The 22,426-nt window shown below is 65.7% G+C and carries 21 protein-coding genes; 8 read left to right on the forward strand and 13 right to left on the reverse strand.

Features of this window, described 5'->3' with window-relative positions:
* Positions 1-54 precede the first annotated feature (54 nt).
* Both PNO31109_RS18890 and PNO31109_RS18895 read left to right on the forward strand, forming a co-directional pair.
* Positions 55-1,266: a class I SAM-dependent methyltransferase gene (locus PNO31109_RS18890; protein WP_150556991.1), complete on the forward strand. Its 1,212-nt coding sequence runs from the start codon at positions 55-57 to the stop codon at positions 1,264-1,266.
* Positions 1,263-2,435: a DUF72 domain-containing protein gene (locus PNO31109_RS18895; RefSeq protein WP_150556992.1), complete on the forward strand. Its 1,173-nt coding sequence runs from the start codon at positions 1,263-1,265 to the stop codon at positions 2,433-2,435. Before PNO31109_RS18890 ends, PNO31109_RS18895 begins: the two co-directional genes overlap by 4 nt.
* Positions 2,436-2,701: 266 nt before the next feature.
* On the opposite strand, the gene fabV is transcribed toward PNO31109_RS18895, so the two are convergent.
* Together fabV and PNO31109_RS18905 are read right to left on the reverse strand one after the other, a co-directional pair.
* The gene (fabV, locus tag PNO31109_RS18900; RefSeq protein WP_150556993.1) at positions 2,702-3,895 is read right to left on the reverse strand and encodes an enoyl-ACP reductase FabV; all 1,194 of its coding nucleotides are present in this window, start codon (positions 3,893-3,895) and stop codon (positions 2,702-2,704) included.
* 169 nt (positions 3,896-4,064) lie between these two features.
* On the reverse strand, positions 4,065-5,603 hold the full coding sequence (locus tag PNO31109_RS18905; RefSeq protein WP_150557063.1) for an MFS transporter: 1,539 nt from the start codon (positions 5,601-5,603) through the stop codon (positions 4,065-4,067).
* Between the two features lie 726 nt (positions 5,604-6,329).
* Between PNO31109_RS18905 and PNO31109_RS22015 the strand changes: the two genes are divergently transcribed.
* Positions 6,330-6,788: a hypothetical protein gene (locus PNO31109_RS22015; RefSeq protein ID WP_174966470.1), complete on the forward strand. Its 459-nt coding sequence runs from the start codon at positions 6,330-6,332 to the stop codon at positions 6,786-6,788.
* A 314-nt stretch (positions 6,789-7,102) separates the two neighbouring features.
* Here the strand turns inward: PNO31109_RS22015 and msrA are convergent, their stop codons facing one another.
* The 10 genes from msrA to PNO31109_RS18960 form a co-directional block, all read right to left on the reverse strand.
* Positions 7,103-7,678, reverse strand: coding sequence for a peptide-methionine (S)-S-oxide reductase MsrA (msrA, locus tag PNO31109_RS18915; protein WP_241014303.1), 576 nt, complete (start codon positions 7,676-7,678; stop codon positions 7,103-7,105).
* Between the two features lie 154 nt (positions 7,679-7,832).
* On the reverse strand, positions 7,833-8,780 hold the full coding sequence (gene hutG / locus PNO31109_RS18920) for a formimidoylglutamase (protein ID WP_150556995.1): 948 nt from the start codon (positions 8,778-8,780) through the stop codon (positions 7,833-7,835).
* 17 nt (positions 8,781-8,797) lie between these two features.
* Positions 8,798-9,574: an amino acid ABC transporter ATP-binding protein gene (locus PNO31109_RS18925; protein WP_150556996.1), complete on the reverse strand. Its 777-nt coding sequence runs from the start codon at positions 9,572-9,574 to the stop codon at positions 8,798-8,800.
* Positions 9,571-10,239: an amino acid ABC transporter permease gene (locus tag PNO31109_RS18930; protein WP_150556997.1), complete on the reverse strand. Its 669-nt coding sequence runs from the start codon at positions 10,237-10,239 to the stop codon at positions 9,571-9,573. The genes PNO31109_RS18925 and PNO31109_RS18930 overlap by 4 nt, the downstream gene beginning before the upstream one ends.
* 108 nt (positions 10,240-10,347) lie before the next feature.
* A complete protein-coding gene (locus PNO31109_RS18935) occupies positions 10,348-11,085 on the reverse strand; it encodes a transporter substrate-binding domain-containing protein (RefSeq protein WP_150556998.1) in 738 nt (245 codons plus the stop codon).
* Between the two features lie 38 nt (positions 11,086-11,123).
* Positions 11,124-11,870 carry an IclR family transcriptional regulator gene (locus tag PNO31109_RS18940; RefSeq protein WP_150556999.1) on the reverse strand — a complete coding sequence of 249 codons (747 nt, stop codon included), beginning with the start codon at positions 11,868-11,870 and terminating at the stop codon, positions 11,124-11,126.
* A 256-nt stretch (positions 11,871-12,126) separates the two neighbouring features.
* Positions 12,127-13,689 carry a class I adenylate-forming enzyme family protein gene (locus tag PNO31109_RS18945; protein ID WP_150557000.1) on the reverse strand — a complete coding sequence of 521 codons (1,563 nt, stop codon included), beginning with the start codon at positions 13,687-13,689 and terminating at the stop codon, positions 12,127-12,129.
* A 35-nt stretch (positions 13,690-13,724) separates the two neighbouring features.
* The gene (locus PNO31109_RS18950) at positions 13,725-14,969 is read right to left on the reverse strand and encodes an acyl-CoA dehydrogenase family protein (RefSeq protein WP_150557001.1); all 1,245 of its coding nucleotides are present in this window, start codon (positions 14,967-14,969) and stop codon (positions 13,725-13,727) included.
* A gap of 9 nt (positions 14,970-14,978) precedes the next feature.
* Positions 14,979-15,818, reverse strand: coding sequence for an alpha/beta fold hydrolase (locus tag PNO31109_RS18955; protein ID WP_150557002.1), 840 nt, complete (start codon positions 15,816-15,818; stop codon positions 14,979-14,981).
* Positions 15,818-16,864 (reverse strand): 2,5-dihydroxypyridine 5,6-dioxygenase NicX family protein, encoded by a 1,047-nt coding sequence (locus PNO31109_RS18960; RefSeq protein ID WP_150557003.1) that lies wholly within the window; start codon positions 16,862-16,864, stop codon positions 15,818-15,820. The genes PNO31109_RS18955 and PNO31109_RS18960 overlap by 1 nt, the downstream gene beginning before the upstream one ends.
* A gap of 160 nt (positions 16,865-17,024) precedes the next feature.
* On the opposite strand from PNO31109_RS18960, the gene PNO31109_RS18965 reads away from it, so the two are divergent.
* The 5 genes from PNO31109_RS18965 to kynA all read left to right on the forward strand — a co-directional run bounded on the left by PNO31109_RS18965 (position 17,025) and on the right by kynA (position 21,340).
* Positions 17,025-17,543, forward strand: coding sequence for a flavin reductase family protein (locus PNO31109_RS18965; protein WP_150557004.1), 519 nt, complete (start codon positions 17,025-17,027; stop codon positions 17,541-17,543).
* A gap of 11 nt (positions 17,544-17,554) precedes the next feature.
* Positions 17,555-18,031, forward strand: a complete 477-nt coding sequence (locus PNO31109_RS18970; protein ID WP_150557005.1) for a MarR family winged helix-turn-helix transcriptional regulator — start codon at positions 17,555-17,557, stop codon at positions 18,029-18,031.
* A 226-nt stretch (positions 18,032-18,257) separates the two neighbouring features.
* A complete protein-coding gene (gene kynB / locus PNO31109_RS18975) occupies positions 18,258-18,923 on the forward strand; it encodes an arylformamidase (protein ID WP_150557006.1) in 666 nt (221 codons plus the stop codon).
* Positions 18,924-19,029: 106 nt separating this feature from the next.
* Complete coding sequence (kynU, locus tag PNO31109_RS18980) at positions 19,030-20,283, forward strand: kynureninase (protein ID WP_150557007.1); 1,254 nt, start codon at positions 19,030-19,032, stop codon at positions 20,281-20,283.
* Between the two features lie 109 nt (positions 20,284-20,392).
* The gene (gene kynA / locus PNO31109_RS18985; RefSeq protein WP_150557008.1) at positions 20,393-21,340 is read left to right on the forward strand and encodes a tryptophan 2,3-dioxygenase; all 948 of its coding nucleotides are present in this window, start codon (positions 20,393-20,395) and stop codon (positions 21,338-21,340) included.
* A 142-nt stretch (positions 21,341-21,482) separates the two neighbouring features.
* Here the strand turns inward: kynA and PNO31109_RS18990 are convergent, their stop codons facing one another.
* On the reverse strand, positions 21,483-22,331 hold the full coding sequence (locus PNO31109_RS18990) for an IclR family transcriptional regulator (RefSeq protein ID WP_241014005.1): 849 nt from the start codon (positions 22,329-22,331) through the stop codon (positions 21,483-21,485).
* Between the last annotated feature and the right edge of the window lie 95 nt (positions 22,332-22,426).

Raw genomic sequence — 22,426 nt, forward strand, 5'->3', positions numbered from 1 at the left:
CCGCGCCGTGCGGTACGGATTTGAAGTTTTTTTGGTGACACTTGGAGCACATCCATGTTGTGGGAGAAAAAACTCGAAAACTGGGTCAGCGGCGTCAAGACATCCTCCAACCTGCCGATCCGCCTCGCGCTATGGAACGGACAGCACTATGACTTTGGTGCGTTCGACAACCCCAGCGTAACGTTGCGCGTCAATGGTCCCGCGGCCATGACGCGCCTGCTCAGCCCCAGCCTGGACAATCTCGGCGAGGCATACGTGAAGGGCGAAATCGATGTCGAAGGCAAGCTGACGGACGTCATCGACATGAGCTACGCCCTCGCGGGCAGCAGCCTCACGACCATCGGCCCACTGGAGCGGGCCGTGCGTCATTTCAATCACAGCAAGAAGTCCGACAAACGCTCGATCGAGTTTCACTACGACGTGTCGAACGAGTTCTACCAGCTCTGGCTGGACAAGAACATGGTGTATTCGTGCGCCTATTTCGAGAATGGCGACGAGGACCTCGACACCGCGCAAGAGAAGAAGATCGACCACATCCTCACCAAGATCCAGTTACAGCCGGGGCAGACGCTGCTCGACATCGGCTGCGGCTGGGGTGCCCTGGTGATTCGCGCAGCGCAGAAGTTCGGTGCGAAATGCGTCGGCGTCACGCTCTCGCAAAATCAGTTCGATCTGGCGACCGAGCGCGTGAAGCAGCTCGGCCTGCAGGATCGGATCGAGATTCGCATCCAGGACTACCGCGACGTCGAGGGCCAGTTCGACCGCATCACCAGCGTGGGCATGTTCGAGCACGTCGGCCGCAAGAACCTGAAGGACTATTTCGCGAAGATGGCCTCGCTGCTCAAGGACGACGGCATCGCCATGAACCACGGCATCACGTCGACCGATCCGGACAGCGGCGAGACGGCCATGGGCGGCGGCGAGTTCATCGACAAGTACGTGTTCCCGAACGGCGAACTGCCGCACATCAGCCTTGCGCTCGAGTCGATGCAGCGTGGGGGGCTCGAGGCGAGCGACGTGGAAAGCCTGCGTCGTCACTACGCGCGCACCCTCACGCTCTGGTCGGAGCGCTTCGAAGCCCATGCGCCGCGCCTGCGCGAACTCGCCGGCGAAGAGCGTTTCCGTGTCTGGCGCGTGTACCTCGCGGGCTGCGCGTATGCGTTCGAGCACGATCACGTCTCGATCTATCAGGTCGTGTGCCGCAAGGCCGGTCAGTCGGCCAAGCGCCTGCCCTGGTCGCGCCGCTATATGTACGAAAACCGATGAGTCAGTTCGATCTGTTTGGCGCGCCGCCTGACGATCCACCGGCAGGCAAACGCGCCAGGCAGATCGATGGCGACGCTTCGGCCCCCTCGGCCCCCTCATCCGCCTCGTCCCCCTCGCCCTCCGGCGCCGGCAGGCACTCGGGCGCCGTCCGCCGCGGCGGCGTCGGCGCGGCGGACCACCCCGCCGCCACGCGCACGCTCGGTGCACAGTTGCCTGCCAACATCCGTCTGGGCACGTCGTCGTGGTCGTTTCCCGGCTGGAAAGGCATTGTCTGGGATGACGACTACAGCGACACCAGGCTCTCCCGCGAGGGCCTCGCCGCCTACGCCAGTCATCCGGTATTGCGCTGCGTCGGCATCGACCGCTCGTTCTACAAACCGATGTCGATCGTCGAGTACCAGAAGTACGCGCAGCAGGTGCCCGACGATTTCCGCTTTCTCGTCAAGGCGCCCAGTGCCGTGACCGACGCGCTCGTGCGCGGCGACAAGGGTGAAGGCCTGGGCGACAATCCGTGCTTTCTCGATGCGCGCATCGCGACCGAGCAATTCGTCGCGCCTTGTCTGGCAGGCCTCGGCCCGAAGGCTGGCGTACTCGTGTTCCAGATTTCCCCGCTACCGGCCGATTTGCTGCGCGACGTTCCCGGCCTCATCCAGCGCATCGAGGCGTTCTTCGCGGCGCTGCCGCCGCTGCCCGAAGGCGAAACAACTCCGGATGGCGTGACGCTGCCGGGCCCGTGTTACGCCCTGGAGATTCGCGACGGCGCACTGCTTACCCCGCGCCTAATGCGCACGCTGGGTCAACTGGGCGTGCGCTATTGCATCGGCCTGCATGCGCGCATGCCTCACGTGGAACGTCAGGCGGCCGCCCTGGCAATGCTCGATGAAGCGGGCACCGGGCCGTTGGTGGTGCGCTGGAATCTGAACAGCGCTCACCGCTATGAGCAGGCCAAGGCGAAGTACGCACCGTTCGACAAGATCGTCGATCCCGACCCCGTCACGCGCGACGTCCTGGCCGCGCTCGCAACCCACTATGCCCTCGCCGGCCATCCGGTATACGTGATCGTCAACAACAAGGCCGAAGGCTCGTCGCCCCTGTCGTGTCAGGCGCTGGCCGAGCGCATCGGCGAATTGTCGCGCAGCGCAGCGGCGCCATCGCCCGAGGCCGGGTGAGGTCCTGACGCAGCAACGACAATGGCCCGGGCCGGCAGCGATGCCGAGTCCGGGCCATTGTTTTATCGCGCTATCGTCGAATCGACGGAGCGACGGATCGGCGGAGCGACGCTCGACCATGGGCCTGCCACCACCCCGCCATATTGCGGCGGTATTGTGGTGGCATTGCCTCGGTATTGCGTCGGTATTGCCTCGTCGGTATTGCCTCGTCGGTATTGCCTCGTCGGTATTGCGAAGGTAGCGTGGCGGCGGTGCCGCGCCGGCCCTTACGCCACGAGGTGTGCGATCGGCACGTCCGGATTGACGTCCGCCTCGTAGTCGACACCATCGACCTCGAAGCCGAACAGACGCAGGAATTCGTGCTTGTAACCTGCGAAGTCCGTCAGTTCGTACAGATTCTCGTCGGTCACCTGGTTCCACAGCGCGGCGACTTCGGCCTGCACGTCCGGCGACAGTTCCTTCTGGTCCGTGCGCACGCGGCCTTCGTCGTCGAGTTGCGGCGTGGCGCTGTAAAGGCTGTCCTTGTACAGGCCGTAGATCTGTTCGATGCACCCTTCGTGCGTGCCCTTGGCCTTCATGACCTTGAAGAGCAGCGAAAGGTACAGCGGCATCATCGGAATGGCCGAGCTGGCCTGCGTGACGAGCGCCTTGAGCACCGCCACGCGCGCATCGCCGCCATTCGCGGCAAGCTTGGCGCGAATGTCCAGCACCTTCTCGTCCAGATCCTTCTTGGCAGCGCCGATCGAACCGTTCCAGTAAATGTCGTGGGTGATCTTCTCGCCCAGATACGTGAACGCCGTCGTCTTGGCGCCCGGGGCCAGCACGCCCGCCTGCGAGAGCGCGTCGATCCACATCTGCCAGTCCTCGCCGCCCATCACCGCGACGGTGTTCTCGATTTCTTCCTGCGTAGCCGGCTCGAACACCGATTCCTTGACCACTTCCTTGTCCGTGTCGATGCCGCGCAGCGTCACCGACTGGCCGACCGGCTTGAGCACCGAGCTGAACACCTGGCCCGTTTCGGGGTGCGTGCGGCGCGGCGCAGCAAGGCTGTAGACGACCAGATCCACCTGGCCGAGATCGCGCTTGATGGTCTCGATGGTCTTCGCCTTGATCTCCTTGGAGAACGCGTCGCCATTGATGCTCTTCGCGTACAACCCCTTTTCGGTCGCGAACTTGTCGAAGGCCGCGGTGTTGTACCAGCCTGGCGTGCCCGGCTTGGTCTCGCTGCCCGCGCGCTCGAAGAATACGCCCAGCGTGGCGGCATCGCAGCCGAAGGCCGCCGTGATGCGTGCGGCGAGGCCGTAGCCGGTCGATGCACCGATCACGAGCACCTTTTTCGGGCCATTCGCGATCGGCCCCTGGGCCTTCACGTACTCGATCTGTTGCTTGACGTTGGCCTCGCAGCCGACGGGATGGGTGGTGACGCAGATGAAGCCGCGCACGCGTGGCTTGATGATCATGGAAACCTCGTTCGCAAAATTCGGTGATGCCGGCTCACCCGGCAAACACCGCGCATTGTAAACGAGGTCGGGTCCGACCCGGCATTTTGGCGGCCGCTTGCGCCTCCGGTGCTTTCGATTTCGGACGGCAGACGTTTCGAGCTCGGACGGGTCCGACCCCGAATCCGGCTTATTCCGGCGCCGCCATCGCGGAGCGCTCGAGACGCTTCGGGAACTGGATCTGACGAATGCGCCGCACCAGCAACGCGGCGATGATGGCCGCCACCCCCGTGAGCAGCACACCGGCGTGAACGGCGCTCACCAGCGTCTGTCGCGCGGTTTCGACGAGTGGCATGCCGTCGACGCCCATCGCTCGCAGATCGGTCAGCAAGTCGGCTCGCAAGGCCGGATCGATGAGGATGCGCGGATCCAGCGCGCGCGCCACGGCGTGCGCGGCCGGAGTGCCGTCGTAGCCGGACACGGCGCCCGATACGCCCCTGGCGTACCAATGATTGACCAGCGTCCCGACGATGGTCGTGCCGAGCATCCCGCCGACCATGCGCGTGGATTGCAGCAGGGCCGTCGTGATGCCAAAGCGTTCGCGGCCGGCGATCTCTTGTCCGAACACGTTCATGTTGTTCAGGATGAAGCCGATGCCAATGCCCGCGCACGCCATGGCCAGCGCCAGCAGGCCGTGCGCCGTGTCGCGATGCGCGAGTCCCACGCCCGCCGACGCCACTGCCAGCAGACAGAAGCCGAGAATCAGCATGTTCGTCGGGCGCGCGAGCCTTACCACGATGGGCGTGTTGATGAAGCTGCCCAATGCAATGCACGCCGCGATGGGCGTCGCAATCAGCCCGGCCGCCTGCGGGCTCAGCCCGAAGCCGCCCTGCAGCAGCAGCGGCGCGAAGAAGATGAGCGAGTACATCACGAAGCCGATCAGCACGGACAGCGTGAAGAGGACCACGAGTTGCGAGTGGCGGAACATGTCGAGCGGCACGATCGGATGCGAGGCACGCCGCTCGGTGCGCAGCAGTGCGACGACGCCCACGGCGACCGCCGCCATCAGCAGGAGATTGCCAAGCGATGCGCCGTGCGCCGGCACGTTCTCGATGAACACCTGGAAGCCGCCGAGCACCACGGCAATCCACAGCGCGCCGCGCCAGTCGACGCGCACGTCGCCTTTGTGCGCGGGGGGGAATTTCGGCAGGTATCGCCACACGAAGTACAGCGCCGCCAGCCCGACGGGCAGATTCACGAAGAACGTGGAGCGCCAACCGAAATGCTCCGAGAGCAGTCCTCCGAGCGACGGGCCGGCCGCCGTGCCGATGCCATACGCCGTGGTGATCACGACCTGCCAGCGCACGCGCGAACGGGCATCCGGGAAGAGGTCGGGAACCGACGCGAACGCCGTGCCGACCATCATGCCGCCGCCGACGCCCTGCAGTGCGCGCGCGAAGACGAGGAACGGCATGTTGGGCGCGAGGCCGCACAGCAGCGACGCGAAGGTGAAGGTCAGCACCGAGGCGATCACGAAACGGCGACGGCCGAAGTAATCGCCAAGGCGACCGAACACCGGCACGGTCACCACGGAGGCCAGCAGATAGATACTCGCGATCCACGCGTAATACTCGAAGCCCTTGAGCTCGGCGACGATGGACGGGAGTGCGGTACTGACGACGGTCTGGTCGAGAGCGACCAGCATGTTGACGAGCGCGATGCCGATCATGGCCATCAACGCGTCGCGAAAAGGCAGGGGGCGCACGGCGGACTACCTGAAGACTTCATGGAGGGGAGTCGTCATTCTATGCGAAAAATAATGAAGATATGAACGTTCAGGCGCCGTGCGGCTTTCCAGGCCGAAATGGCTCAGGATCGTTGGACGGCGGGAAGCGGAAGTCGAAAGACCCGATGTTGTCTGGCGTTGCGGGCGGACACGCCGCGCAAGGCGCTGCCGAGTCCGCGGCCGGCGCGGCGACAAAAGTGCTCTGGGTACGTGACGCCCGCCGCAGGGGCGCGTCCGATGACGAGGCTCGCGCCGTGCCGCCGAATGCTTCCCGAGGGCTACCCGGCCATTCGCGTCATTCGCGTCATTCGCGTCATTCGTGCCACGCGCCCGGCGCCCTTCGCTGATACGCCCTGCATCGAATACGAGGTGTTGTCCGATATGACTTTCGGACGTCCCTTCACCCCGCGGCCGGCGCTGCCCGGCATCATGTGTCTCAGGGCCGGCGGGTTCGGGTGGCACCTGGCTGCTGCCCGCGAGTCGCAGCCGCGTCAGCCGCCGGCAGTACGGACCAGGCGCGCCTGCCCCCGCCGCCGCCCGACCGCCCGGACCGGACGGTGAACACAACGGCCGCCTGCCATTGCCGGAAAACGCCCTGCCGGACAACGGCCGCACCATCGCACGATGCCGCACAAAGCGTCGTCGTCGCCACCATCAGGAGATTCGCGCATGATCGATCGCACCATGCGAGCCGACTACCGACGTTGGCTCGATACGCTGGAGGGACCGCAGACCTCGAACAAGTGGCAAGGATCGGGGGCATCGGGGGCATCGGGGGCATCCGGGGCATCCGGGGCATCGGAGGCGTCGGTCCCGTCAGATGCCCGGCAAACGCAGCCCCCCACGGCGCAAGGCGCTTTTCTCCGTGACCGGGCCGCCCTTCCCGAAGTGCCGGCCCGGCTGCCCTTCGCCGGCCATGTGGTCTGGTTTTACGAGAGCCGGACGTATCTGGACATCCGCTTCGACCATCACCGTTTCGAGATCATCACGCAGCAGGTGCGCGGCGCGGCCGAAGCGTTCTATTTCGACAGCTTCGATGCGGCCTATGGACACGCGGCCGACGTCGGAGAACCTTGCCTGATCCTGCTTTCCGAAGGAGACGGCACGCCGGTCAGTGTCGTCGGATAGCCGCAGATCGTCGACAGATAGCCGACGGATGGCGGGCTGACTGTCGGCAGAATGTGGGCGAAATGGGGGCGAAATGGGGGCGAAATGTGGTGAAACGTCCGCGAAATGTCGGGTGAAATGTCCTCGAAATGTCAGCGAAATGTCCGCAGCACCATCTTGCGGCCCTACCGGCACGCCTCGCTTCGCCGCCGGCCCGCGACCGGTCGGCGGTGAGCGAGGAGCGCGCACGCAGCCCCACGGCGCGCTCGTCAGTGGCACCGGACCGTGCGCACGCAGGCGCAAAGCCCCACGCCACGCCGCCGCGCCGCTACGCTTCAGGCCGCCGGCTTGAGTCGACGCGCGAACTTCTCACGGAATTTCTTGAGCTTGGGCGCAACCACATAGGCGCAGTAGCCCTGCTCGGGGTGCTGACGGAAGTAATTCTGGTGATAGGCCTCGGCCGGCCAGAACGTCTGCGCGGGCACCACCTGTGTGACGATCGGCGCGGAGAACGTCATCTCGGCCATCAATTCGGCAATGAGGTGCTCGGCGACGTCCTTCTGCGTCTCGTCGTGATAGAAAATGGCCGAGCGGTACTGCGTGCCCACGTCGTTGCCCTGGCGATTGACGGTGGTCGGGTCGTGAATCGAGAAGAACACCACCAGCAGTTCCTCGAAGGTGAGGACATCCGGATCGAACGTCAGTTGCACGACTTCGGCGTGTCCCGTATCGCCCTGGCAGACCTGCTCATACGATGGATTGTCGACGTGCCCGCCTTCGTAACCGGAGACGACGGACTTCACGCCGTCGAGCTGCTGGTAGCAAGCTTCGAGACACCAAAAACAGCCCCCGGCCAGCGTGGCCACTTCCGTTCGGGTATCGCTCGGGGCGTTCGTCTGCTCTGTCATCATGACCTCGCTTGTCGATAGGTGCGGCGCACAGGACACGCACGAAACCAATGGGGCGGGCGCTCGTGGTGAGCACCCGCCCCATTGTCGCGCAGAAGTCCGGCAAACGGCGCAAATAACCCTACGCGCGAGTGATGCGCCGGGCGACGCGCGACGCCTAGTCGGTCGACTGCGTGATGAGCGGATGCAAAAGCCGCGCGCCCACGCGAGCCGTCAGGCCGTCGCGGTCGTATGTCGGGTTGTACTCCGCGATGTCTGCCACGCGCAGCTTGCCACAGCGGCGCACCACGCCGATGAGCGTCTCGACGACTTCCAGCGCCACCCCATGCGCGGCCGGCGCCGACACGCCCGGCGCCTTCTCGCCCGGCAACACGTCCATGTCGATCGTGAGGTACACGTGGCTCACCTGCGCGAGCTTCTTTTCCAGGCGCTCGCACATCTGCGGCAGGCGATGCGCGAGCATCGTCTCGTCGAGCCAGTAGTCCACGTTCAGCGACGCCGCGCGCTCGAACAGTGCGTCGGTGTTGCTGTAACGGCTCACGCCCAGACATGCATAGTGAAACGGCGCCTGGCGTCCCGCAAGCAACTGCGAGATCTGCCAGAACGGCGTGCCCGAGCTCGCCGTGGGCTGCGCGCGCAGGTCGAAGTGCGCGTCGAAGTTGAGGATCAGGATCGGCTCGTCGCGCAGGCGGTCGCCGAAGTGCTCGGCTACGCCGAGGAACGTGCCATAGGCGATCTCGTGTCCACCGCCCAACACGACCGGCCGCGCGCCCGCGGCCAGCACCTCGGCCACGCGGTGGCCCAGAGCGGCCTGCGCGGCTTCGAGCCGGTTGTCGGCACACACCACGTTGCCGCCGTCGAACACGGCGGGCGTGCCGTGCACGGGCAGGCTCGCCAGCGCGCGGCGCAGCATGTCGGGGCCGGCCACGGCGCCTTGCCGGCCGTGATTGCGGCGCACGCCTTCGTCGCTGCAAAAGCCAAGCACGACGGCGCCGCCGGCGACCTGCGAGGCGTCGTAGTCGCGCAGCACCTGGTGCAGACGCAGGGTGTGACCGGCTTCGCCGGTGTCCACACGGCCTTGCCAGACCGTTCTATCGATTGTCATACCTTGCCCGCCTTGCCTTACCGTGCGATGACCGCTTGCAGGAATTCGCGCGTGCGCGCTTCGCGCGGCGCCGTGAAGATCTGCTCCGGCGGACCGGCCTCGATGATGCGGCCCTGATCCATCACGACGACCACATCCGCCACTTCGCGCGCGAACCCCATTTCGTGCGTGACGACGAGCATCGTCATGCCGTCATTGGCGAGCGCCTTCATTACCTGCAGCACTTCGCCGACGAGTTCCGGGTCCAGCGCGGAGGTCGGCTCGTCGAAGAGCATCACCTGCGGCTGCATGGCCAGCGCGCGCGCAATCGCGACGCGCTGCTTCTGGCCGCCCGAGAGCGTACCCGGGAACACATCCGCCTTCGCGGCGAGGCCCACCTTGGCGAGCAGCTCGCGAGCGAGCTTCTCGGCCTGTGCGCTCTTCATGCCGCGCAGCTTCTTCGGCGCGAGCGTGACGTTATCGAGCACGCTCAGATGCGGGAACAGGTTGAACGACTGGAACACCATGCCCACGTCGGTACGCAGCTGGTTGAGCGCGCTCTCGCCCATCATCTTGCCGTGATCGACGAGTTTCTTGCCCACGATTTCGATGGTGCCCTGCTCGGCCGTCTCCAATCCGTTGCAGCAGCGCAGGAACGTGCTCTTGCCCGAGCCGCTCGGGCCGATGACCACGACGACCTGGCGCGCATCGACTTCGAAATCGATGCCCTTGAGCACCTGATGGCTGCCGTAGGCCTTGCCGAGCCCTTCGATCTTCAGGATCGGGGCGCCGAATTCTTTCTTCACTTCGCTCATTGCACGGCACCTCCGGCGCGCAGGGACTTCTCGGCGCGCTGCAGGAGCAGCGTGGTGACGCCGGTCAGGATCAGATAGACGAACGCGATCGCCAGATACACTTCCAGCGAGCGATACGACACGCTGATGATCTTCTGGCCTTCGTGCATCACGTCGTGGATGGTGAGCAGCGACACGAGGGCCGAGTTCTTGATCAGCGCAATGAATTCGTTGCCAAGCGGCGGGATCATGCGCACGACGGCCTGGGGCAGAATCACCGAGCGCATGGCCATGCCATAGGGCATGCCGAGCGAGCGGGCGGCTTCCATCTGGCCGCGCTCGATCGACTGGATGGCCCCGCGCACGATCTCCGAGACGTAGGCGCCGCTGTAGATGCCCAGGCCCAGCACACCGCACATGAATGCCGGCAGCAGAATGTTGAACTGAGGCAGGCCGAAGAACAGGATGAACAGTTGCACCAGCAGCGGCGTGCCCCGAATGAACGTGACATAGGCGGTGCAGATGCCGTACCGGATGCGGTGCGCCGGGTTCAGGCGCCCCATGCCGACCAGCAGGCCCAGCACACAGCCGAGCGCCAGCGCACAGGCGGTTACCTCGATGGTAACGAGCGCTCCGCGCGCGAGGTCTTGCCAGTTCGCCCACACCGGCGAAAAATCGAGTTCCATGCGTACTCCGTCAGTTGCTCTACTGCCTTGTTGCGTCGGCGGGCGCCGTCACCCCGCATTCTGGGTGACGGAGCGCCCGCCCGGTATTGCGTGTCGAACCGCTCGGCCTTACTTGGCGCTGCCGAAATACTTCGTCACCAGCGCGGTGTAGGTGCCGTCGGCGCGAACCTTCTCCAGCGCCTTGTTGAGTTCGTTGGTCAGTTCGGTGTCGCCCTTGCGCACGGCGAAGCCATAGCGCTCGACGGTCAGCGTCTTGTCGAGCACCTTCACGCTCGGGTTGGCCTTGGCGTACAGCAGCGCGGCCGGCTTGCCGGTCACGGCGGCGTCGGAGCGGCCGATCTTCACGAGCTCGAACATCTGGTCGTTCTTCTCGACTTCCACGCGCTCGACCTTCGGATAGCTGTCCTTGAGGAACTGCACCGACTTCGTGCCGACCTGCACCGACACCTTCTTGCCGTTCAGGTCTGCCGGCTCCTTGATCGAGGTGTTGTCCGCCTTGACCATGATCGCCAGACCGCCGGTGTAGTACGGGTGCGTGAAGTTCACGACCTTCAGGCGCTCGTCGGTGATGTAGATGGCCGATGCGGCGACGTCCACGCGCTTGGACAGCACGGCCGGAATCAGGCCCTTGAAGTCGATGTCGGTCCACTCGACCTTCTTGCCCATCGCCTTGCCCAGCGCTTCGATCAGTTCCACGTCGAAGCCGGTGCGCTTGCCGTTTTCCACGTATTCGAACGGCGCGAAGGTGGCATCGGTGGCCACGCGCAGCACGTCGTCGGCGGCGAAAACCTTGCTCGAGCAGGTGACGGCCAGCGCCATCGTGAAGAGGATGTGACGCAATTTCATCTGGGTACTCCTTCGTGTAGTCTCGGTCGGATAACCGGTTAAAAGTACTGCAAGCGATTTGAAATACGTTCTGCTGCCGCCACCGTGAGGCGGATCAGCTCTTCGTGGCGCTGCGCCACGCGCACAGCCGGCGCCATCAGCGTGATGGTGCCTTCCAGACGCTCCTTGGCGGCGAACACCGGGGCCGACACGCCCCAGACGCCGAAGTCGACTTCGCTCTCGGACACCGCATACCGCTGCTTGCGAATCTCCTCGATCTGCGCGGCAAGGCGCTCCTGCGCTACCGGCTGGCCAGCGAGCTGGCGCCCGATCAGCGCTTCGCGCGTGGCCTGCGGAAGGAATGAGAGCAAGGCCTTGGCCGACGCGCCGTGCACCAGCGGATGCGCACGCCCCTTGGCAAACGAGCAGCGCAGCGACTGCTCGCTCTCGTGCATGTCGAGGCAAACGACCTGGCCGTTGGCCGCGACGAGCAGACCCACGGTCTCGCCGGTGCGTTGCACCAGCGCCTCGATTTCCTCGCGGGCCTGGGTGACGAGATGCGAGTTGTGGTCGAAACCCCACGCCAGTTGCACGCCGACCGGCCCTGGCTCGTAGAGCGCCTCATGGGCGTGCTCCTGCACCAGCCCCCACTTCTTGAGCGGCACGAGGTGGCGATAAACCGTGGAGAGCGGCAGGCTCGTTTGCGCGGCGATCTCGCGTGCCGCGATCGGCCGTCCGTGACGCGCAACGGTCACAAGGACCTGCAGCACGCGCTCGGAGACCGAATGCGCTTCGGTGGTGTCCATCGTCTGAGAAAAACGGAAGCAAGCAGAAAGATCAGCGGAATCAGGGAACTGCGCCGCCGATCACGGCATGGGCGCTATCTTGCTGCGCAATTTCCCAAAACAAAAAATCAAATTCTCACTCAATGATAACAAAGACGAGCTTTACGCATAGGGATTTTCCCTTATGCATCGCGGAAAACGAGGATAAAAAAACGCCGAAGCCATTTCAAATCAATGACTTCGGCGTGTTCCGGGAAAATTGGAATGTCGCTTCCGATTAGCGATTGTCGGTCGACGTTGGGGGGTCCGTGAACGACGATAGCCAGCCGATGAGAATCGGTTTCTGGACTTTCCCAAGGGCGCTCTTCGGCAGCGTCTCGCGAAGGACGACGCGACGAGGCAGTTTGAACCGGGCGATGCGCGTGGACAGGAAGTCGAGCACCGCCTGCTGCGTAACGGGCGAGCCGTCCGACGACGATGAAGCCGGCACGATCACGGCGACGGGCACTTCGCCCCAGCGCTCGTCCGGCACGCCGACGACGGCCGCCTCGAGCACGCCCGGACAGTCGGCCAGCGCGTTCTCGATTTCCGCCGGATAGATGTTCTCGCCGCCGGAGATGATCATGTCCTTGCTGCGACCCACGACCTCGAAGCAGCCGTCCTCGCGCAGCCGGGCCCGATCGCCCGAGCGGAACCAGCCGGCCTCGAAGGACGGATGTGCCGGTGCGCGCCAATATTCGCGCATGACATTGGGCGCGCGAATCACGATCTCGCCCACCTCGCCGGGCGCCGCGTCGGCGCCCGCGACGTCCACGAGTCGCACCTCGACACCGGGGCATGCGCGCCCTACCGCGCCGGGGTGGGCCGTCGCCTCGCCAAAGCGCAACGCGATCGACACCGGCCCGGTCTCCGTCGCGCCATACACCTGGCCGAGCGGGATGCCGCGCGCGTGAAAAGCCTCGATGGCCGACATCGGCACCACCGACGAGCCGGCCATCACCCCACGCAGCGACGAGAGATCGGTCGCCGCCCACTGTGGATGCAGTTGCACCGCGCGCATCGTCGCCGGCACCATCAGCGAGAGCGTCGGCCGATGCGCGGCGACGTCGGCCAGCCAGGCCGCCGGATCGAAACGCGGGTGCAGCGTCACGCTCGCACCGCGCAACAGTGCGGGCAGCGTCTGGATGCACAGGCCGCCGACGTGGAACATCGGCAGCGTGGAGAGCACGTGGTCGGCGGCGCTCATGTCGTGCGCCCACCAGCTGGCATGCGCGTTCGCGAGCAGGCCGGCCTGGGTATGCAGCGCCCCCTTCGGCTCGCCTGTCGTGCCGGACGTGTAAGCGAGCAGCACCGGCGCATCGGCGGCGACCTCGGGATACTCGACCGGCTTGGCCGACGGCACCGCGATCAGACCTTCGATCGGCGCGATGGCCGGCGGCGGCAGATCGGCGATCGGGGTCTGCTCCAGGGCGTGACGGATCTGGCGGGCGGCGGCGCGGTGCATGGCGTCGAACCACAGCACGCGCACGCCGGCGTGGCGCACGATGGCGGCCAGTTCCGGGACGGCCAGACGGAAGTTCAGCGGCAAGAAAATCGCGCCGGCGCGCGCGCAGGCGAACAGCAGCGCGATTTGCAGCTCGTCGTTCAGGCCCAGGCAGGCAACGCGGTCGCCCGGCGCGATGCGCCACGTCTCACGCAAATGCCCGCCCACGCGCTCGATGCGCCGCCACAGCGCGGCGTAGTCCGTCTGCTGCGCGTCATTGCCGGTGCCGCAACGCAACGCCAGCCGTCCGGGCGTGGCACGCGCGTGAGCGGCAAGCGCTTCTACAAAAGGCGTCAACTTGTTCTCCGTGACAAGAGAGGCGGACGAGCGGATTACTCGTCGCGCTCGCCCGGTTCGTAGAGCGCCTCGCGGCCGATACGGTCGAGACAAAGCTCGGCCGTCCACGGCAGCATCAGCGCGCCGCAGCGCGAATCGCGGTACATGCGCTCGAGCGGCAAGGTCTTGAGCATCGACTGCCCGCCGCAGGTGCGAATTGCGAGGCGGCACAGCTCGTTGGCATTTTCCATGATCGTGTACTGCGCCGCGTAAGCACGCAGACGCGCTTCCTTTCCGGGGTCGGCGCGGCCGTCCTGCAGCGCGCGCAGGAACAGTGCGCGCGTCTGCTCGAGCATGATGTGCATCTGCGCCACCGCGATCTGCTTGGTCGGGTACATGCGGCGCTTGACCGGCGCGCCCATGCCCTCGGCTTCGCCGCGCAGATAGCGAACGGTGAAGTCATACGCGGCTTGCGCAATGCCCATGTAGGTTGGCGCCAGCGTCATGAACATGTGCGGCCAGCGGCTCGCGGCCTGATAGTAGACGCCGCGCGGCATGAGCTGCAACTCGTCGGGCACGAAAACGTCCTTGAACAGCAGCGTGCGCGAGACCGTGCCGCGCATGCCGAGCGGGTCCCAGTCGCCCGTGACGGTCACGCCCGGGGCGTCGCCCGGCACGGCGATGTAGAACGTGTCCTTCATCGACAGCTCGGGCTTGTCCTCGGTACACAACACGCCGTAATAGTTCGCCGCGCCCGAGAGCGACGCGAAGATCTTGCGGCCGTTGATCTTCCAGCCGCCCGCCACTTTCGTGGCGGTCGTGCCGAACGGCGCCTTGCCCGCTGCCGCCGCGCTTCCTTCCGAGAACGGCTGCGCATAGATCGCACCGTCCTGGATCACGCGGGCGAAGTGATGCTCACGATATTTCTGATGCTCGGCGCGCTGCTCGGGCGTCATGTCGAGATCGTCGGCGAGAATGCCGGTCCACATCATCGAGCAGGTGTGCATGTTGAACGTGAGCGCGGTCGCGCCGCAGTGGCGGCCCAGCTCGGCGGAGACCATCATGTACGTGGCAAAGTCAGCCCCGAGGCCGCCGTGCGACTCGGGAATGCACAGCTTGAGCAAGCCTGCCGCGCGCATGTCGTCGTAGTTCTCGAACGGGAACGACGCTTCGCGATCCCAGCGCGCGGCGCGCGGCGCGAGCGACTCGCGTCCGACCTGCTCCGCGAGCGCCAGCAGGCGCCGCTGCTTGTCCGTGAGCGGATAGTGCTCGCCGACGATCGAAGGGGGCTGATAGGCCACGATAGTCTCCTAGAGTGTTGCGAGAAAAGCGCGCACCTCGGCGTTGAATGCGCCCGGGTGCGTCAGATTCATGAGATGGCCCGCACCCGCCAGGCATACGTAGCGCGCATCGGGAATCGCTTCGGCCATGCGCGCCATCACCTTCGGCGGCGCGTTCTTGTCGTGTTCGCCTGCAATCAACAGCACCGGTACGGCCAGGCGCGCGAGCGCCGCACGTTGATCGAAGCCGACGAGCGCATGGAGCGCCGCGCGATACGCGTGCGGCGTGAGCGCACCCATCGCCTCGACGGCAATCGCATGCGCGTGCCCACGCGCGTCGTCGTCCGGCTCGTCCGGCTCGTCCGGCTCGCCCAGCATGCCCGGCACGATGGCTTGCGCCATCTCGCGAAGTGTCTTGCCCGCGTCGAGCGGCGCAGTGCGCTGGCGCACGAATTCACGCTGGAAGTCGCCGTCCGGCTTGCCGAAGGCGGGCGAGGTGCCGCACAGCACGAGTGCCGCGATGTCGCGCGTGAAGGGTTCGCCGCGCGCCATGAGCTCCTGCGCGACCATGCCGCCCATGCTGTGGCCGACGAGCACGAAGCGCGCCGGCGACGCGCGGCGCCCGTCGGACTTGCCAAGCGCATCGAGCAGCGCACGCAGGCTGTCGGCCAGCGCCGCCATCGTCGGTTCGGCCGGCATGGCGCTCTCGCCGTAGCCTGGCATGTCCCATGCGGCAACGCGGTGGCCGGCCGCGGCAAAGGCGTCGAACTGCGCCGGCCACACGCAGCGGTTGCCGCCGATGCCGTGCAGCAGCACGAGCGTGAGCGGCCCCTCCCCCGCAATGCGGCACGCAGGTACGGGAGACGCCATCACGCGAACTCGCCTTGAAGCCGACCGTCGCGCACCACCGCGTCGCCGTCCAGCGCGACCGTGCAGCCGCGCAACGGAAGGTCGAAATGCCCGAGCGTGTGGCGGCCCGCCACTTCGTTGGCGCCCGTCGAGTACAGGAAGTTGCCCGCGAAGGCGCGCTGCTCGGTGCCATTGCAGTCGCGCTTGTCGTAGCAGGCGAGCGCGTCCCAGCGCGCGCGCTGATTGAGCCCGAAGCCGACGTGCGAGACCGCGTAGGCCTCGCGGTCGCCCCAGGCGGCGAAATACTCGCGCATGAGCTCGACGTCCACGCCCTGGCCGTCGATCGCCACAACGTAGTCGTCTTCGATGGTGAGCGCGATGCGATCGCGCACGTACTGCTTGAAAGTGAGATTGATGTCGCCGGGCGCGAGCACGAGCTGGCCGCTCACGCTATGGGCGGCGGGGAACGCCAGCGCGAGGCCGCCCGGCCAATGCGCCACCTGACCGGGCTTCGCGCACCAGCCCCAGACGCCGCCCACGCGTGCGTCGCGCAAGGAGATACGCAGGTCGGTGCCGGCCGCCGAGCTCACGTGCATCTGTGCGGCACTGCGCAATCGCTTGATCGCGGCGCGCACCTTGGGCTCCAGGGCGGGATCGGTGGCGCAGCGCTCCAGAATTTCGGGGTGTTCGTTCGAGACCATCAGCACGCGCGCCCCGCCGCCGAGAATTTCAGGCAGTTCGGGGGCGTGCAGCAGGCCTTCGACCGTACAGTCGACCACGAGGGTGGCGGCCTTGAGCGCCGCGACGACGGGGGCCGACCGGCCCAGCGCGTCGCTCGCACCGGTCGAGCGCACAGGCACCGGCGCACTCACGCGCGGGCTCGGCACGACCAGCCGGAATGGCCGCGCGCCGAGCGATTCGGCGGCAAGCTGCGCTAATTCCACGTTGACAGGCCGGGATTGCGTTTCGGCTACAATCGCCACCACATCACCGGGTTGTATGTCGCAGCGCCGCAAGGTCTCGGCAAATACGTCGATCCACTTATGCTCGATTCGCTCGATCAGCATATCGTCTCCTGAACGTCTGACCTTTCCGCCAGCCAGGGGCCTTGCCCCGTGGCACACCGTCGGCCGTCACGCGTCTTGTCGATCTGTTGTTCGTGCCATAGTATATGAATATTCATACAAATCAACCCGATCAAATTTGCCGGACGGGAGTGCAGGGACAGTGAACGCCAAACACGCCGCAGCGCCAGACTTCGACAGCGCAGCTTTTCGCCATGCACTCGGCCAGTTCGCCACCGGGGTCACGGTCATTACGACGCGCGCCGACGGCGGCTCGCTCATCGGCATCACGGCCAGTTCATTCAATTCCGTCTCGCTCACGCCGCCGCTCATTCTGTGGAGTCTGGCCACGCGTGCGGGCAGCATGCCCGTGTTTCGCGAGAACTCGCATTACGTGGTGAACGTGCTCGCCGCGGATCAGCTCGACATCTGCAAGCGCTTCGCCACGATGAAGGGCGACCGTTTCGCGGGCGTGCCGTATACGCTCAGCGCTTCCGGCACGCCGGTGCTCGATGGTGCGCTGGCGTGGTTCGAGTGCCATAACCGCAGCCGTTACGATGAAGGCGACCATGTCATCTTCGTGGGCGAAGTCGAGCGTTGCGGCATTCACGCGGAAGCGGCCGAGCGCATGCCGCTGATCTTCCATTCGGGCGGTTTCCACAAGCCGCAATCGCTCGGCTAAGCCTTCGGTAGATGCCCGCCATGCCCGCCGCCGCGCCTTTCGTCGACGACTATCTCGCGTATCTGCTCGCGCGAGCCAGCACCTTGGTATCCGACGAGTTCCATCGCGAAGTGGCGGCCGCAGGGCTCGGCGTTTCCGAGTGGCGCGTGCTCGCGACGCTGTCCGACGGGCGGGCGCGCACCATCAATCAGTTGGCGGCCATCGTGCTCGCCAAGCAACCGACGCTCACCAAGGTCGTGGACCGGCTCGAAGCGGCGGGCGACGTGGTGCGCGGCGAAAGCGCAACGGACCGGCGCCAGTCGCTCGTCTCGCTGACCGAGGCGGGGCAGGCGCGAGTGGCGCCGCTGCTCGCCAGTGCGCGACGCCATGAAGCCGGCATCCTGGCGCGCTTTGGCGCCGAGCAGTCGTCGCTGCTCAAGGCGACGCTGCGCAGCCTGATCGACGAGATGGTGGAAGGCTCGGCGCACGGAACGCAAAACCGGAAATAGGCACGTTCCGAACCGTTGGCCGGCGCTTCCCAATTTCCGCCGAGTCGGGCGCGGCAAATCGTCAAAAATTCGATGACTTTGCCATGTCGTCGAATTTTCCTTCAACAAATTCGAAGAATTCACACGTCGATTTCAATTTCGCGCATCCCGGCCCGCGAATACGCAAGCACTTGCCACGCGAATTCTTCTAAGATGCGCATATCGATTCACGCATTTGCGCCTCTTCATGACCGCACCCCATAAAGCGTTTGCACAAGCGCGCGACGAGCGCCGCATCTGGGACATCAGCGCCCCGCTGTCGAGCGACACGCCTGTCTGGCCGGGTGACACGCCGTTCTCGGAGGAAGCCGTGTGGCAGATCGGCCCGGGCTGTCCCGTCAACGTGGGCCGTATCACGCTCTCGCCGCATACGGGCGCGCATGCCGATGCGCCGCGTCACTACGACGACGATGGCGCGTGCATTGGCGATGTCGCGCTCGAGACGTATCTGGGGCCGTGCCGCGTCATTCATTGTCTGGGCGCCTCGCCGGTCGTGACGCCCGAGATGGTCGCGCCGCATCTGTCCGGCGTTCCGCCGCGCGTGTTGCTGCGCACATATGAGCGTGCACCGCTTGCTCGCTGGGATAGCGGGTTCTGCGCGGTGGCACCGCAGACCATCGACCTGCTGGCCTCGCACGGCGTGACGCTGGTGGGCATCGACACGCCGTCGCTCGATCCGCAGGAAAGCAAGACGATGGACGCTCACCATCGCATTCGTGCGCACCGCATGGCGATTCTGGAGGGGCTGGTGCTCGACGAGATCGCACCGGCCGATTACGAACTCATCGCGCTGCCGCTCAAGTTCATGCGGCTCGACGCCAGTCCGGTGCGGGCGGTGCTGCGCGCGCTTTGACGGCGCAGCAGGGGGCGCCTGGCGCGCACGGTCGGCCGGCACGCTTGCCGTTTTTTCGATTCTGTTTCGTATTTTTCGTATTGCTTTTCACGCTACAACGCAAACCATGACGTCTTCTCGCAACGATTGTCTGGCCCTCGACGCGGCCGATCCGCTCGCCCCGCTGCGGGCGCAATTCGACCTGCCGCCGGGCGTGATCTATCTCGACGGCAACTCCCTGGGCGCGCGTCCGATAGCGTCGCTCAAGCGCGCGCAGGAGGTGATCGCCGCCGAGTGGGGCCAGGGGCTCATCCGCAGTTGGAACGATGCCGACTGGTTCACGCTGCCGCGCACCCTTGGCGACGCGCTCGCGCCGATCATCGGCGCCGGCAAGGGCGAGGTCGTGGTCACGGACACCACGTCGAGCAATCTCTTCAAGGTGATGGCCGCGGCCCTCGACGCGCAGCGCTCGCGGGCTCCGAATCGCAAGGTGGTGGTCTCCGAGCGCAGCAACTTCCCGACCGATCTGTACATCGTGCAGGGTCTCACGCGCCTGCTGGACGACGGCTATTCGCTGCGTCTGATCGACTCGCCGGAGGAATTGCCGAGCGCGCTCGGCGAGGACGTGGCCGTGGTGTTGCTCACGCACGTGAACTATCGTACCGGCGCGATGTACGACATGGCGGCGCGCACCGCGCAGATCCATGCGGCGGGCGCGTTGGCGGTGTGGGATCTGTGCCACTCGGCGGGCGCCGTGCCGGTGGACCTCAATGGCGCCGGCGCGGACTACGCGGTGGGCTGCACCTACAAGTACCTGAACGGCGGGCCGGGCGCGCCGGCTTTCGTGTGGGTCCACAAGCGTCACCAGGACACGTTCTGGCAGCCGCTCTCTGGGTGGTGGGGGCATCGCACGCCGTTCGCGATGACGCCCGAGTACACGCCGGACGATGGCATTGGGCGATACCTGTGCGGCACTCAGCCGATCGTGTCGTTGTCGCTGGTGCAGTGCGGGCTGGACATTTTTGCGCAGACGTCGATGCAAGCGCTGCGGCACAAGTCGCTCGCGCTGACCGATCTGTTCATCAAGCTGGTGGAGGAGCGTTGCGCCGAGTTCCCGTTGACGCTGGTGACGCCGCGCGAGCACGCGGCGCGCGGCTCGCAGGTGAGCTTCGAGCATCCGGAAGGGTTCGCGGTGGTTCAGGCGTTGATTGCGCGCGGCGTGATCGGGGACTATCGCGAGCCGCGCATCATGCGCTTCGGCATGACGCCGTTGTACACGAGCTTTGCCGACGTATGGGACTCGGTGGAAATTCTGCGCGACGTGCTGAGCACCGGCGCGTGGGACAAGCCGGAGTTTCATCGTCGCGGTGCGGTGACCTGAACGGGGGTTCTCGGCAATGCGCAAGACATCCTCTTCGGCACACGGTCTACAGGGTCCACACACTCCGGACAATAAGGACAACAGGGACAATAAGGGCGCGAAGCCAGACATGAGAGACGAGTCGATCGCGGGCGGATGCCCGTTCGGGCATCAGGGCGGCGAGGTGGCGGCGGCGGCGTCGGAAGCAGGCGACGCGACGCGAGCGGCGGGCGCGCGTTCGGACGCGCCGGCCAACGCCACGCAGTGGCATGACGCCAAGCTCGACTTCTCGAAGAGCATGAGCTACGGCGACTATCTGTCGCTCGATCCGATTCTGAATGCGCAGCATCCGCGCTCCACCGATCACAACGAGATGCTGTTCATCATCCAGCATCAGACGAGCGAGTTGTGGATGAAGCTGGCGCTGTACGAGTTGCAGGCCGCGCGCACGGCGGTGCACAACGACGAGCTGCCGCCGGCGTTCAAGATGCTGGCCCGCGTCTCGCGCATCCTGGAGCAGTTGGTGCAGGCGTGGAGCGTACTGGCGACCATGACGCCGTCGGAGTATTCGTCGATGCGGCCGTCGCTGGGCAGCTCGTCGGGGTTCCAGTCGTACCAATATCGCATTCTGGAGTTCATGCTGGGCAACAAGAATCCGGCGATGCTCAAGCCGCATGCGCACCGCCCGGATCTGTTCCGTCAGGTCGAGGCGGCGTTGAATGCGCCGTCGTTCTATGACGAGGTGGTTCGTTTGCTGGCGCGCCGCGGGTTCTCGATTGCGCCCGAGCGTCTGGAGCGCGACTGGACGAAGCCGACGCCGCACGACAAGACGGTGGAGGCCGCATGGCTGGAGGTGTATCGCAACCCGTCGCAACATTGGGAGCTGTACGAGATGGCCGAAGAGCTGGTCGATCTCGAGGATGCATTCCGCCAGTGGCGCTTCCGCCACGTGACCACCGTCGAGCGAATCATCGGCTTCAAGCAGGGGACGGGCGGCACCAACGGCGCGCCGTACCTGCGCAAGATGCTCGACGTCGTGCTGTTCCCCGAGCTGTGGCACGTGCGAACGTTGCTGTGACGCGTGTGGCGGTGATCGTCGGCGCATCGAAATGATCGACGCCACTGCGCATTGCTCGCCAACGCCCGGGTAGCGATGCCAGCCAGCCCCAGACCCGGCCCCGGACGCCGCGCCAAGCCAGGGGCCGGGGCGTCGCCCCCCCTCAGGCCTGCCCGCTCAACCGGGCCGCCAACTGCTTGAGTCTTGGCCCGATTTCCTCCCGAAAGACCGTGTCGGGAATCGACGACGACGGTCCGCTGCAACTGATCGCGAGCCATCGATTCTGGCGCACGTCCCGCAATGGCACGGCGACCGCATTCACGCCTTCATGCCACTCGCGAAACGAATAGCAGCACCCTTCTCGCCTGTACGACTCGATCGCCCTGTCCACCCCCGCCTGCAACGCGTCCCATCCCACGCTGCGCAGCACCGCCGGATTCGCGTCGTAAGCGTCATGCAGATCGGAGAGCAGCGTCTCGCGTTCGGTCGGTGTCATCGCCGCGAGATAGACGCGCCCCATCGAACTCGTCAGCATCGACAGCCGCGAGCCCGCCGTCAGCCCCAGCGTGAGATGCGCGGCATCGCTGCGGATCGTCTCGAGATACATCATGTCGATCCCCTCGCGGCATCCCAGCGAAATCGAGCACCCCATCTCCTTGGCCAATGCCCGCATATGCGGACGCGCCAAAGTCAGCATGTCCGTGCCGTTCAGAAACGCATAGCCCAATGCGAGCACCCCGGCATCGAGCGCGTACTTGCCCAACTCGGCGTCATACCGCAAATACCCAAGCTCGGTGAGCGTGTAGGCGAGCCGGCTCACGGTCGCCTTGGGCAGCCCTGTGCGCGCCGCAAAATCACGATTGCCGAGCAAGGTGTCATCAGGGCCGAACGCCCGCAACAACTCGAGGCCCCGCGCCAGCGCCGTGACGAACTTGCGCTCGTCGTGCGACGGCGGCACACCATGCGCCGGCGCACCGGCAAAGGCAGACAAGGACGTTTTGACCACAACCATCGCGCTCTCCGGTTCGTAGGGGGCGACCACGGCACCTCGCGCACATCAAGGCCCACAATGCCGTTGCCGGGCAAAAAAGTTTAGTGTTAAACTAA

Source organism: Pandoraea nosoerga (assembly GCF_902459585.1).
Classification (GTDB): domain Bacteria; phylum Pseudomonadota; class Gammaproteobacteria; order Burkholderiales; family Burkholderiaceae; genus Pandoraea; species Pandoraea nosoerga.